General features: G+C 69.4%; 13 protein-coding genes. 10 read left to right on the forward strand and 3 right to left on the reverse strand.

Going from position 1 to position 12981, the window contains the following annotated elements; translation table 11 throughout:
- The first annotated feature begins 53 nt into the window (after positions 1-53).
- From JMV16_RS23395 to JMV16_RS23420, 6 genes are all read left to right on the forward strand, one after another.
- Positions 54-1031: a LysR family transcriptional regulator gene (locus tag JMV16_RS23395; RefSeq protein ID WP_201496744.1), complete on the forward strand. Its 978-nt coding sequence runs from the start codon at positions 54-56 to the stop codon at positions 1029-1031.
- Between the two features lie 31 nt (positions 1032-1062).
- Positions 1063-1806, forward strand: a complete 744-nt coding sequence (locus JMV16_RS23400) for a TetR/AcrR family transcriptional regulator (RefSeq protein ID WP_201496745.1) — start codon at positions 1063-1065, stop codon at positions 1804-1806.
- A 240-nt stretch (positions 1807-2046) separates the two neighbouring features.
- Positions 2047-2589: a TRAP transporter small permease gene (locus JMV16_RS23405; RefSeq protein WP_201496746.1), complete on the forward strand. Its 543-nt coding sequence runs from the start codon at positions 2047-2049 to the stop codon at positions 2587-2589.
- Positions 2586-3866, forward strand: coding sequence for a TRAP transporter large permease subunit (locus JMV16_RS23410; RefSeq protein ID WP_201496747.1), 1281 nt, complete (start codon positions 2586-2588; stop codon positions 3864-3866). The genes JMV16_RS23405 and JMV16_RS23410 overlap by 4 nt, the downstream gene beginning before the upstream one ends.
- Before the next feature lie 61 nt (positions 3867-3927).
- Positions 3928-4926, forward strand: coding sequence for a TRAP transporter substrate-binding protein (locus JMV16_RS23415; protein ID WP_201496748.1), 999 nt, complete (start codon positions 3928-3930; stop codon positions 4924-4926).
- 30 nt (positions 4927-4956) lie between these two features.
- Entirely contained in the window at positions 4957-5790 is an 834-nt protein-coding gene (locus tag JMV16_RS23420) for a shikimate dehydrogenase family protein (RefSeq protein WP_201496749.1), read from the forward strand.
- 10 nt (positions 5791-5800) lie between these two features.
- Here JMV16_RS23420 and JMV16_RS23425 read toward each other — a convergent pair whose 3' ends face one another.
- On the reverse strand, positions 5801-6613 hold the full coding sequence (locus JMV16_RS23425) for an IclR family transcriptional regulator C-terminal domain-containing protein (RefSeq protein WP_201496750.1): 813 nt from the start codon (positions 6611-6613) through the stop codon (positions 5801-5803).
- 338 nt (positions 6614-6951) lie between these two features.
- On the opposite strand from JMV16_RS23425, the gene JMV16_RS23430 reads away from it, so the two are divergent.
- Positions 6952-7443 (forward strand): hypothetical protein, encoded by a 492-nt coding sequence (locus tag JMV16_RS23430; protein WP_201496751.1) that lies wholly within the window; start codon positions 6952-6954, stop codon positions 7441-7443.
- 20 nt (positions 7444-7463) lie between these two features.
- Here JMV16_RS23430 and nagA read toward each other — a convergent pair whose 3' ends face one another.
- Positions 7464-8582, reverse strand: coding sequence for an N-acetylglucosamine-6-phosphate deacetylase (nagA, locus tag JMV16_RS23435; protein ID WP_201496752.1), 1119 nt, complete (start codon positions 8580-8582; stop codon positions 7464-7466).
- Positions 8579-9499, reverse strand: a complete 921-nt coding sequence (locus JMV16_RS23440; protein ID WP_201496753.1) for a BadF/BadG/BcrA/BcrD ATPase family protein — start codon at positions 9497-9499, stop codon at positions 8579-8581. Before JMV16_RS23440 ends, nagA begins: the two co-directional genes overlap by 4 nt.
- A 201-nt stretch (positions 9500-9700) precedes the next feature.
- Here JMV16_RS23440 and JMV16_RS23445 point away from each other — a divergent pair, with 201 nt between their 5' ends.
- The 3 genes from JMV16_RS23445 (at position 9701) to JMV16_RS23455 (ending at position 12975) form a co-directional block, all read left to right on the forward strand.
- Positions 9701-10516: an SDR family NAD(P)-dependent oxidoreductase gene (locus tag JMV16_RS23445; RefSeq protein ID WP_201496754.1), complete on the forward strand. Its 816-nt coding sequence runs from the start codon at positions 9701-9703 to the stop codon at positions 10514-10516.
- A 63-nt stretch (positions 10517-10579) separates the two neighbouring features.
- Positions 10580-12319 carry a PHA/PHB synthase family protein gene (locus JMV16_RS23450; RefSeq protein ID WP_201496755.1) on the forward strand — a complete coding sequence of 580 codons (1740 nt, stop codon included), beginning with the start codon at positions 10580-10582 and terminating at the stop codon, positions 12317-12319.
- A 92-nt stretch (positions 12320-12411) separates the two neighbouring features.
- Positions 12412-12975, forward strand: coding sequence for an NADPH-dependent FMN reductase (locus JMV16_RS23455; protein ID WP_201496756.1), 564 nt, complete (start codon positions 12412-12414; stop codon positions 12973-12975).
- Positions 12976-12981 lie beyond the last annotated feature (6 nt).

A 12981-nucleotide genomic window follows, 5' to 3' on the forward strand; every position in this document is an offset into this window, starting at 1 on the left:
CGCCCATGCCGGCCATGCAATGATGCGGCCGACTGGCATTGGAGGGCGCAATGATGGCCGAACCCGTTCCTGGCAGTTCCGTGGATGCCCGGCTGCTCGACATCAAGCTGCTGCGCCTGTTCGAGCTGATGCATGGCGGCGGCAGCGTCACCCGCGCTGCCGAGCAGCTGGGGCAGAGCCAGCCCACGGTCAGCATCTGGCTGGCGCGGCTGCGCCGCGAGCTGCAAGACCCGCTTTTCGTGCGCACCGCCCAGGGCATGCTGCCCACGCCGCGCGCCGACGCGCTGATAGGCACGGTGCGCGAAGCGCTGGATGCGCTGCGCCGGCTGTCGGAATTGGCGCCCGACTTCGACCCTGCACGCGCCGAGCGGCGCTTTCGCATCTGCATGACCGATGCCAGCCATGTGACCCTGCTGCCGCGCCTGCTGGCGCACCTGCGCGCGGTGGCGCCGCGGGTTCGCCTGGAGGCCACGCGCATCGACGCCGACACCGCGCGCTCGCTGCAGGCCGGTGACGCCGACCTGGCCCTGGGCCTGCTGCCCGAGCTGGACTCCGGCTTCTACCAGCAGACGCTGTTCGAGCAGGACTGGGTCTGCCTGGCCAACCGCCACCACCCGCGCCTGGGCCGCACACTCACGCTGCGCGCCTACCGCGACGAGGCCCATGTCGGCATCGCCCACGGCACCGGCCAGTTGTTGCTGCTCGAGGCGCTGCAGCGCGCCGGCATAGCCCGCCGCCTGGTGCTGGAGCTGCCGGGCTTCCTGGGGCTGCCGGCCATCGTTTCCACCACCGACCTGATCGCGACGCTGCCGCGCCAGATTGGCGAGACCCTGGCCGCCAGCGGCGACCTCGGCCTGCATGCCTGCCCGCTGCCCATCCCCAGCTTCACCGTCAAGTTGCACTGGCATGCGCGCTACCACCACGACGCCGCCAGCCGCTGGCTGCGCACCACCTGCGCCGAACTCTTCATGCGGCCGGCGGTGCGCGCCCGCGGCCCGGCGTTGAAGGCGCCCAGGGTCAAGCGGCGCTGACACCGCCTCGGGCCTGGCCTACACTTTGGGAATGGACAAACCAGTACGTTTGCCTTCGCGCGAAGCCGCTGCCGCTGCCGCGGCTGCCGCCGCCTCTCCTGCAGCCCCCGCGCCGGCCGCCAAGGCCCGCCCGCGCCGTGCCGCGGCTGCCGCGCCGGGCCGCACCAATGATCCCGAGCGGACGATGGCCGACATCCTCGAGGTGGCCACGCACGAGTTCTCGGAAAAGGGCCTGGCCGGGGCGCGCATCGACGTCATCGCCGATGCCACGCGCACCAGCAAGCGCATGATTTACTACTACTTCGGCAGCAAGGAAGGCCTTTACGTCGCGGTGCTGGAAGAGGCCTACCGGCGAATCCGCAGCATCGAGACCGACCTGCAGCTCGATGACCTGGGACCGGTCGAGGCGCTGCGCCGCCTGGTGGCCTTCACGGTTGACTACCAGCTGGCCAACCCCGATTTCGTGCGCCTGGTGATGACCGAGAACATCCACCGCGGCGAGTACATCGCGCGCAGCAAGGCGATCCAGAAGCTCAACGTGCCGGCCATCGATGCCGTGCGCAAGGTCTACGAGCGCGGCCTGGCCGAGGGCGTGTTCCGCGCCGGCATCGACGCCGTCGACCTGCACATGTCGATCAGCGCGCTGAGCGTGTTCAACGTCGCCAACAAGCACACCTTCGCGCTCATCTTCAAGCGCGATCTCGACGCGCCCGAGGCCATTGCCGCGCGCCGCGAAAGCATCGTCGAGATGGTGGTGCGCTTCCTGCGCAAGTAGCCGATCCTGCCCGAGTCCGCCGTCGCGGGCACCCCCCTCGCCACGCCGCTCAGGCCCTCCAGGCCCGAGGCCAGGGTTTTCCCCATGGATGGCAACTAACCAGTTCGTACATACTGCGTGTACCGGATTGCAGGCCTGCGCAGACAGGGCTTCCGGCGGTGCCGGTGGCCCGCGGTGGCGGCCGGCTGAGGGCAATGCCGCGTGCCTCCACGCCGGCCCCTGAAAGGCGGAGACAAACGCATGAACAAGATCCTCGACGGCTATTGCCGCCTGCTCGAGCTGGTCATCGTGCTGGCCCTGGTGGTGATGGTGGTGCTGGTGTTCGGCAACGTGGTGCTGCGCTACGTCTTCAATTCGGGCATCACCGAATCCGAAGAAATCTCGCGCTGGGCCTTCGTCTGGATGACCTTCCTGGGCGCCATCGTCGCGGTGCGCGATGGCGGCCACCTCGGTACCGACATGCTGGTCAGCCGCCTGGGCAATACCGGCAAGAAGATCTGCCTGGCCGTGGCCGAGATGCTGATGCTCTACGCCTGCTGGCTGATCTACACCGGCAGCCTGGCCCAGACCAAGATCAACATCGATGTCGAGGCCCCGGTCACCGGCTGGTCCATGGGCTGGATCTCGGGCATAGGCATCGTGTTCGCCGTCTCCGCGGCCCTCTTCCACCTCATGAAGCTGGGCCGCCTGTTCACCGGCCGCCTGCGCGAGGAAGAGCTGGTCGTGGTGCAGGAATCAGAAGACCTGGCCAAGCTGAAGGCCGACGCAGGAGACAAGCCATGACCGTCGCCGTCTTTCTCGGGTCGCTGCTCGCGGCCATGGCCCTGGGCATCCCCATCGCCTACGCGCTGCTGCTGTGCGGCGTGGCCCTGATGGCCTACATGGGCACGTTCGATGCCCAGATCCTGGCCCAGAACCTGATGGAAGGCGCCAACAGCTTTCCGCTGCTGGCCGTGCCCTTCTTCATGCTGGCCGGCGAGATCATGAACGTCGGCGGCCTGTCAAAGCGCATCGTCAAGCTGGCGCTCACGCTGGTGGGTCACATGCGCGGCGGCCTCGGCTATGTCGTCATCGTGGCCGCGGTCATCATGGCTTCGCTCTCGGGCTCGGCCGTCGCCGACACCGCGGCGCTGGCCTCGCTGCTGTTGCCGATGATGGTGGCGGCCGGGCACGACCGCGCCAAGTCGGGTGGCCTCATCGCCTGCGCCGGCATCATCGCGCCCATCATCCCGCCGTCCATAGGCTTCGTGATCTTCGGTGTGGCCGCCAACGTGTCCATCACCAAGCTCTTCCTCGCCGGCATCGTGCCTGGCCTGATGATGGGCGTGGCCATCGCCATCGCCTGGTACCTGGTGGCCAAGCGCGAGAAGGTGGTGCCGCCGCCCAAGGCCACCACGGCCGAGCGGATGCAGGCCCTGCGCGATTCGACCTGGGCCCTGGTGCTGCCGCTCATCGTGCTGGTGGGCCTCAAGATGGGCGTGTTCACGCCCACCGAGGCCGCGGTGGTGGCGGCGGTCTATGCGCTCTTCGTCTCCACGGTGGTCTACCGCGAACTCAAGCTCGCCCAGCTGTACCACGTCTTCGTCAGCGCCGCCAAGACCACCTCGGTGATCATGTTCCTCGTGGCCGCGGCCATGGTCTCGGCCTGGCTGATCACCATCACCAACCTGCCGGCCGAGCTGATAGCCCTGCTCCAGCCCTTCATCGACAAACCCATCCTGCTGATGATCATCATCATGTTCGTGGTGATGGCGGTGGGCACGGCGATGGACATGACGCCCACCATCCTGATCCTCACCCCGGTGCTGATGCCGGTGGTGAAGGCCGCGGGCATAGACCCGGTCTACTTCGGCGTGCTTTTCATCATCAACAACGCCATCGGCCTGGTCACGCCGCCGGTGGGCACGGTGCTCAACGTCGTCGCCGGCGTCGGCAAGATGAAGATGGACGAGGTCACCCGCGGCGTCGTGCCTTTCATGATCGCCCAGTTCATCGTCATGTTCCTGATGGTCTTCTTCCCCGCGCTGGTCACCGTGCCCGCCAAGTGGTTCGCGGGTTGAATCGAACCGCACCCTCCACGTCCTACCGTTCCACCCACAACCCCCTTCGAGGAGACAAACCATGATCCGCCTGACCCGCCGCGCCCTGGCTGTTGCCCTGGCCGCACTGCTGCCCTTCGCCGCCGCCCAGGCCCAGGAACGCACCTTCAAGTACGCGCTGCAAAACCCCAAGGGCCACCCGCTCGAGCAGGGTGCGACCAAGTTCGCCGAACTGGTGGCCGCCAAGTCGGGCGGCAAGCTCAAGGTCAACGTCTTCCCAGGCGGCACGCTGGGCGGCGACGCGGCCAATGTCTCGGCGCTGCAGGGCGGCACGATCGAGTTCGTGGCCCTCAACTCGGGCATCCTGGCCTCGCAGGTGAAGGACTTCGAGGTCTATGACTTCCCCTTCCTTTTCGCCAATGCGCAAGAGGCCGACGCCGTGGTCGACGGCCCCTTCGGCCAGAAGTTGCACGCCAAGCTGGCCGACAAGGGCATCGTGGGCCTGGCCTATTTCGAACTGGGCTTCCGCAACATCACCAACGGCAAGCGGCCCATCGCCAAGGTCGAGGATCTGGCCGGCCTCAAGCTGCGCGTGATCCCCAACGCCATCAACGTCGACTGGGTCAAGGCGGTCGGCGCCAACCCCACGCCCATGGCATTTCCCGAGGTCTATGCCGGCCTCGAGCAGAAGGCCATCGACGGCCAGGAAAACCCCTTCAGCGTGATCCTGGCCAACAAGTTCTTCGAGGTGCAGAAGCACCTGGCGGTGACCAACCACCAGTACAACCCGCAATCGCTGGTGATGAGCAAGAAGGTCTGGGACACCCTGGCGGCCGACCAGAAGAAGATCATCCAGGACGCCGCCAACGAGGCCGCCAAGTACGAGCGCCAGGTGAACCGCGATGCCGCCGCCGGCCAGCTGGCCGAACTGAAGAAGGCCGGCATGCAGGTGACCGAGCTGCCCGCCGCCGAGCAGGCCAAGCTGCGCGAGAAGTTCAAGCCGGTGATCGACAAGCACGGCGCCGCCATTGCCGCCACCGTGGCAGAACTGCAGGCCGAACTGGCCAAGGTCCGCAAGTAAGACGGCAAGGCTCGAAGCGACGGAGAGATCATGATTCGCGGAACCACCGAGCTGATCGCACACATCGGCTATCCCACACACGCCTTCAAGGCGCCGATGATCTACAACCCGTACTTCGAGCACGCCGGCATCGACGCCGTGGTCGTGCCCATGGCCAGCCGCGGCGAGCACTACCCGGCCTTTCTGCGCGCCGTGTTCGCGCTGGACAACGTGCGCGGCGCCCTCATCACGATGCCGCACAAGGTGACGACGGCGTCGCTGCTTGACGTGGCGCTGCCGGCGGTGTGCATTGCCGGCTCCTGCAACGCGGTGCGCCGCGATGCCGACGGCCGCCTGGTGGGCGACATGTTCGACGGCGAAGGCTTTGTGCGCGGCCTGCGCCGCAAGGGCTGCACGCTGCAGGGCGCACGCGCGCTGGTGGTGGGCTGTGGCGGCGTCGGCTCGGCCATCGCGGCCTCGCTGGCGGCGGCCGGCGTGGCGGCCATAGCCCTCTTCGACGCCCATGCGCCGGCCGCCGAGGCCCTGGGCGGCCGCCTGAAGGACCACTACGCCGCGCTCGAGGTCAATGTCGGCAGCAACGACCCCGACGGCTGCGACATCGTCGTCAACGGCACGCCACTGGGCATGAACGACGGCGACCCGCTGCCGTTGGATGTGGCGCGCATCTCGCCGCAGGCCTTCGTCGGCGAGGTGGTGATGAAGACCGAGATGACGGCCTTCCTCAAGGCCGCCGCTGCGCGCGGCTGCCGCTACCAGGTGGGCTCGGACATGCTGTTCGAGATGATCCCGGCCTACCTCGAATTCTTCGGCTTCCCCACCACCACGCCCGAGACGCTGCGCGCGCTGGCGCGGCTGAGCTACTGACCGGGCGACATCAGAGCAGGGGCAGCAGCGTCAGCGCGGTATCGCGCAGCGCCGGCACCAGTTTCTCCTCGATGGCCGCGTGCGGCCAGTTGGGCACCTGCAACGTCATGCTCAGCGCCGCCTGGCACTTGCCGTGGCGGTCCAGCAGCGGCACGGCCACGCCCATCAGGCCGGCGTCGAGTTGTTGCTGGGTGATCCAGTGGTCGAGCCGGCGCGCGCCGCGCACCTTTTCAAGAAAGGCATCGCGGTCGGTCAGCGTCACCGGGCTGAAGCCGGCGAATTCATGCTCCTGCACCCAGCGCTGCACGGCCCTGTCGGGCAGGCGCGAGAGCAGCACAACGCCGGGCGAAACCACATGCGCCGGCGCGCGGTCACCGACATGGAAGCCTATGGACACCAGGCGCGGGCTGTTGCTGCGCGCCACGTAGACGACCTCGTGGCCATCGAGCAGGCTCACGTTGACGGTTTCGCCGCTGGCCATGGACAGGCGCTGGATGAAGGGCTGCACCAGGCGCGGCATGCGCGCCGCACCCAGGTAGCTGCGGCCCAGGCGCAGCACGCGTGGCGCCAGCCAGAAGTGCTTGCCGTCGGTCTGGGCATAGCCGAAGTGGCACAGGCTCAGCAGGTGGCGGCGTGCCGCGGTGCGCGGAATGCCGGTGCGCTCGCCCACCATGGCCGCGGTCATGCGCGGGTGCTCGTCGTCGAAGCTCTCGATCACCGTCAGGCCGCGACCGAGCGCGACGATGAGGTCGGCCGCGGCAATGGGAAAGTCGGGCACGTCGACCTGGGGCGCGCGCTGCGGTTCTGTGCGGAGCTTGGCCATGGCGGGGGTCCGGTCATCGAACGAATCCGTCCGATGATCGCGCAAACCCGGCCCCGGTGCGCGCGACGCGCTCATTGCAGGCCGTCATCGTCAAAACTGTTGATTCCGATAAACTCCGGGGATTCGCCCCGACGCGGTTTTGTGCGGCGCCGGCGATAAGGGTTTCCTATTAGGCAAGTCTGGCAACGCCGAGGGGCGGCCGAAACCGCATGTATCCGCAATTCAATCCATTCAACAAACCCAAGAGTGCGGCCCGTCTGGCGGCCGAAGAAGCTTTCTCCGCCTTCGGAAGCGAGCGTATATCCCGCCCCGATGTGCCGCCACCGGTCGTCACGGTGGTGAGCCGGAAGATCACGCTGCGGGCGCCGGATACTCCACCGCCTCAGGCCGAGTCCGCCGCCGCGCCAGCGCCCGAGGCCCATGCCGCCACGGCGACCGAGGCCCAGGCCGAAGCCTCGAAGGCGCCACGCATCTTTCTCGTCAACCCCAAGGAAGGCGACGAAGCCACGCCGGCCCCGCAGGCCAGCCAGCCGGCCTACCTGGGTGACAGCGCGCCACTGCCGCGCAGCGGCCTGCGGCGCAAGCGCCAGCGCGCGGCGCCGGTGGAGGTGATCTACCGCGCCGAACCCCGCCCGCCGCGGCCGGCGGCCACGGGGCAGAACGCGCTCGCGCTCGATGGCCTGCTGGACGGTCTCGACCCCGTTTTCGCGCAAATCCAGGCGGCCATGGCCTTCAGGGTCGACGATCCTGGCCTTGCCGGACAGTGGGAGCCGCTCTCGAAGGCGCTCGATGAGATCGCCGCCCGCATACGCGCCGAAATGCCGGCCTGAATCTCGGCGCCGGCGCCTGGTCAGGCGCCGGTGATCGCGAGGGATTCACCCTCGACGAAGCAGCGGTTGATTGCCAGTTCTGGCGTCAATTCCACGATGTCGGCGTGCGCGCCCGCCTGCAGGCGGCCGCGTTCGCCTTCGCCCAGGTAGTCGGCCGGGTGGGTCGAGAGGTGCAGCGCCGCCTGCTGCAGCGGTATGCCGATGGCGACCAGGTTCCGCAAGGCCTGGTCCATGGTCAGCACGCTGCCGGCCAAGGTGCCATCGGCCAGGCGCACGCCGCCCAGGCATTTGTGGACCGTCTGCGAGCCCAGGCGGTAAGCGCCATCGGGCATGCCGGCGCCGGCCGTTGAATCGGTGACGCAGCACAGGCGCGGTATGGCGCGCCGCGCCGCGTGGATGGCGCCCGCGTGGACATGCAGCAGGTCCGGGATCAGCTCGGCGTACTCGGCGTGGGCCAGCGCCGCCCCCACCATGCCGGGCGCGCGGTGGTGCAGGCCGCTCATCGCGTTGAACAGATGGGTGAAACCGGCTGCACCTGCGGCGAGCGCGGCCACGCCGTCCTCGTAACTGCCGCCGCTGTGGCCGATCTGCACCCGGATGCCGGCCCCGCGCAGCGCGGCTATCAATGCCAGGTGGCCGGCGATTTCGGGCGCCAGCGTCAGCACGCGTATCGGTGCCAGCGCGGCGAGGGCCATCACCTCGGCCAGCGTGCCGGCCCGCGCGCCAGCGGGCTGGGCGCCCAGCTTGTCGGGGCTGAGATAGGGGCCTTCGAGGTGTACGCCGAGCACCCGCGCCGCGCCCGCCGCGCGCCCGGCCATGGCGCGGGCGATGTCGGCCAGGGCGTGCTCGATCTCGGCACGCGGCGCCGTCATCGTCGTCGCCAGCAGGCTGGTCGTGCCATGGCGGGCATGCAGCCGTGCCACGGTGTCGATGGCGCCACCGCCCTCCATCACGTCGGCGCCGCCGCCGCCGTGGACGTGCAGGTCGATGAAGCCGGGCAGCAGCAGCGGCTGGCCGGCGCGCGGCGCGGCCACGGCCTCGCCCTCGATGGCGACGATGCGGCTGTCGAAGCTCAGCTGGCCGCTCACCCAGCCCGCGGGGGTGAGGATGGCGCCGCTGATGCGCTGGATCGGGTTCATGGCGTCGGGATGATGCCAGCCGGTGCCGCCGCCGACAGCAGGCCGAGCGCGCCATCCATCGCGTCGCCGGCCGGCTGCACGATGCGCTGGCGCAGCGCGGCATCCAGCCGCGGCAGCAGGCGGGCACCGACGCTGCCGGTGATGACCAGCGGCAGGGCGCCCGCCGGGTCGAGGGTGAGGGCCAAGGTCTCGACCGCGGCGGCGGCGGCGGCGATCAGTGCCGCCGCGGCGGCATCCGCCGCCTCGAGATCGAACACCATTGGCGCCAGCGCGGCCCAGGCGGCCTGGTCGGCGGCCAGCGACCAGGCCAGCAGGCGGTGGCGTTCGGCGCCGCAGCGCGCCCAGATCGCACGCGCCAGCGCGGCCGCCGGCGCGCGGCCGTCCAGCGCCTGCTGGGCGTGGCGCACGGCCTGCTGGCCCAGCCAGGCGCCACTGCCCTCGTCGCCCAGCCGCCAACCCCAGCCACCGACCATCAGCCTGCGCCCGTCATGGCAGCGTGCCACGCCCACGCTGCCGCTGCCCGCCACCACCAGTGCGCCTGGTGCGCCGGCATGGGCGCCGAGCAGGGCGGTCCAGCCGTCGGATTCGAGGGCGATGCGGCCCCAGGATGGCGCGCTGTCGTGGAAGGCGCGCGCCCAGGCCGGGTTCTCGGCGCCCGAAAGCCCGAGGCCCAGGCCGCAGCCGGCCCGCCAGGCCGGGTCGCCCAGGGCCGCGGCGTCCAGTCCGGCGCACTCCAGCGCGGCGGCCGTGGCCGCAAGCACATGGCGCCAGGCCTGCTCCATGCCCTGGCCCAGGGCCGAGGGGCCGGCTTCGCCGTGGCCCAGCCGCCGCCCGTCGGCGGCGACGAGGCGGGCGCGCGTGCCGCTGCCGCCGCCGTCGATGCCGACGCACAAGCGCAAGGAGGAAGATGCCGTCATGGCCGCGATGCTAGCCAGGGTCGGCGCCGATGGGGCGGCGAGGGTCGGGGGCAGGCTGCCGATTCGGGTCCGCGCCTGGATTGATTTGCGCCAACGCAAATGCCCTCGAATTGGGGCCCCTGATCGCGCCTGCGTAAGGAAAAACACAACCCGGGCAATTATCATGCTGCGGTGCAACATGACTCAACGAGGTAGATAGCTATGGACATCTCGAACAGGGTGGGCGTCATCACCGGTGGCGCCAGCGGCATCGGACGGGCGGTGGCGGTGGCCATGGCCAAGCGTGGCGTGGCCGCGGTGGGCCTGGTGGACATGAACGACGCCGTCGGCGAGGTCGCCGAGAAGCTCAACGCCGAGTTCGGCCGCAAGTTTGCCGTGCCCTTCAAGGGCAACACCACCGACGAGGCCTTCCGCGCCTCGGTCTTCGATTCGCTGAGCAGCCAGTTCGACCGCGTCTCGATGTGCGTGCCGGCCGCCGGCATCACCCGCGACGAGCTCGCGGTGCGCATCGACAAGGCCACCGGCAAGGCCCGCATCTACCCGATCGAGCAGTTCAAGCTGGTCGTCGACGTCAACCTCATCGCGCCGATCTACTGGGCGCTCGAGATGATTGGCCGCATCGCCGAAGACCGCGCCGCCAAGGGCCTCAAGCGCTGGACACCGGCCGAGCATGTGCAGGGCTCGGTGGTCTTCGTCGGCTCGATCTCGTCGCAGGGCAACCGCGGCCAGGTCTCCTACGCCAGCACCAAGGCCGGCCTGCGCGGCGCCGCCGCCACCATCATGAAGGAAGCGATGTTCCACGGCGTGCGCTGCGGCGTCATCCACCCCGGCTTCACCGACACGCCCATGGTGCGCTCGATGGGCCTGGACTACGTCGACAAGAACATCCTGCCCTTCACCCAGCTCGGCCGCCTGATCCAGCCCGACGAGATCGCCGACGCAATCTGCTTCATGCTCGCCAACTCCTCGGTGAGCGGCGAGTTGTGGGTCGACGCCGGCTGGCATGCGCCGGCCTGACGCCCGCACGTCCACAGCGCCCGCCTTGCCCCCCAGTCAGACCTTCCAGAGCCCCGAGCCGACATGAGCAACAACAGCAGCAAGCCCCTCTCCACCAAGGAACTCGACCGCGAGTACCGCGCCCAGCTGGCGCAGATGACGGGAGGGATGGCGCTGTCGTCCTTCACCACGGCCTGGGTCGACTGGGTGACGCACCTGGCACTGTCGCCGGCCAAGCAGCAGGAGCTGCGCCAGCACGCGATGGAGCGCGCCACCGACACCGGCTCCTTCGTGCTGCAGGCGCTGGCCGGCGAGGCGGTGTCGCCGGCCGAGGGCTTCGCGGGCAAGGCCGAAAAGCGCTTCGACAACCAGGCCTGGTCGCAGTTTCCCTTCAACGTCGTCGCGCGGGCCTACCAGAACAACCAGGCGCTGATGCGCGAGGCGCTCGACGGCGTGAGCGGGCTCAACCCCTACCACGCCCAGCTGCTGCAGTTCGCGGCGCGCATGGTGTCGGATGCGGCCTCGCCGGCCAACAGCCTGGCCACCAACCCCGAGCTGCAGGCGCTGACGCAGGAAGAGCACGGCCAGAACCTGGTGCGCGGCCTGCAGCACCTGGCCGAGGACATCAGCCGCACGCTGGCCGGTGGCGAGGCGGCCGACCCGGGTGATTTCGCCGCCGGCAAGGGCGTGGCGGTGACCCCGGGCAAGGTGGTCTTCCGCAACGAGCTGATCGAGGTCATCCAGTACGCGCCGACCACGGCCCAGGTGCATGCCGAGCCCGTGCTCATCGTGCCGGCCTGGATCATGAAGTACTACATCCTCGACCTGAGCCCGCGCAACTCGATGGTCAAGTTCCTGGTCGACCAGGGCCACACCGTCTTCATGATGTCGTGGAAGAACCCCGGCACCGACGACCGCAATGTCGGCATGGAAGACTATGTCGACAAGGGCCTGCGCGCCGCCATCGACGCCGTCTCGGCCATTGTGCCCAAGTACAAGATGCACGCCGTCGGCTACTGCATCGGCGGCACGCTGCTCACCATCGGCGCCGCGGCCCTGGGCCGTGCCAAGGACGAGCGCCTGGCCTCGGTGACGATGTTCGCGGCCCAGGTCGATTTCTCCGAGCCGGGCGAGCTGTCCTACTTCATCAACCCCGGCCAGCTGGCGACGCTGGACGCCACCATGCACCGCAAGGGCGTGCTGGAGAGCAAGCAGATGGGCGGCGCCTTCGCGCTGCTGCGCGCGCAAGACCTGGTCTGGCAGCCGCTGATCAACAACTACCTCAAGGGCAAGCGCGATCCGCTGATCGACCTCATGGCCTGGAACGCCGACGGCACGCGCATGCCCTGGCGCATGCACTCGGAATACCTGTACCGCCTGTACATGGACAACGAACTGGCGATGAACCGCTTCGAGCATGGCGGCACGCGCGTGCGCCTGTCCGACATCCGGGTGCCGATGTTCGTGGTGGGCACCGAGGCCGACCACGTCGCGCCCTGGACCTCGGTCTACAAGGTCGACAACCTCGTGCGCTCCGACGACATGACCTTTCTGCTCACCGCCGGTGGCCACAACGCCGGCATCGTCTGCGGCCCGGTCCACCCCAAGCGCCACTACCGCATGATGACGCGCCGCCTGGCCGACCCGCACCTGGCGCCGGACGAGTGGATGGAAGCCGCGCCCAAGAGCGAAGGTTCCTGGTGGCCGGCCTGGCAGGGCTGGCTGGCCGCGCACTCCACCGGCCAGGTCAAGCCGCCGGCCATGGGCAACAAGACCTACAAGGCGCTCGAAGACGCGCCCGGCCAGTACATCCTGCAGCGCTGACCCCGCCGGGCGCTGCGGCGCCCATCCCGGCAGAATCACAAGCCGGCCACCGCCCCAGGCGGTGGTCGGCTTCTTCACTTCAGGGGTGGGCGATGGTCAGGATCCTCGGCATTTCGGGCAGCCTGCGGGCGGCCTCTCTCAATACCGCCTTGCTGAAGGCGGCCCAGGCGCTGGCCGGCGCCGATATGGCGCTCGAGGCGGCCACGCTGCACGGCATCCCCCTCTACGACGGCGATGTCGAGCAGGCCGAGGGCGCGCCGGCCGCGGTGCGCGCGCTCAAAGACCGCATGCTGGCCAGCGACGGCCTGCTGCTCGTCAGCCCCGAGTACAACAATGGCATCCCCGGCGTCTTCAAGAACGCGGTCGACTGGCTGTCACGGCCGACGCCCGGCCTGGCCGATGTCTTTCGCGACCGGCCGCTGGCGCTGATCGGCGCCTCGCCGGGCGGCTTCGGCACCACGCTGGCGCAGGCGCACTGGCTGCCGGTGCTGCGTACCCTGGGCGCCCGGCAATGGAATGGCGGCCGCCTGATGGTGTCGCGCGCCCAGGCCGCCTTTGCCGCCGACGGCAGCCTGCAGGACGAGGCCGTCAAGCGCCAGCTGGGCGATTTCCTGCAGGGCTTTGCGGCCTTTGTCGCCACATCGAAGCGGCGCTGAAGCGTC

The sequence above is a fragment of the Rubrivivax sp. A210 genome (assembly GCF_904426505.1).
GTDB lineage: Bacteria > Pseudomonadota > Gammaproteobacteria > Burkholderiales > Burkholderiaceae_C > Rubrivivax.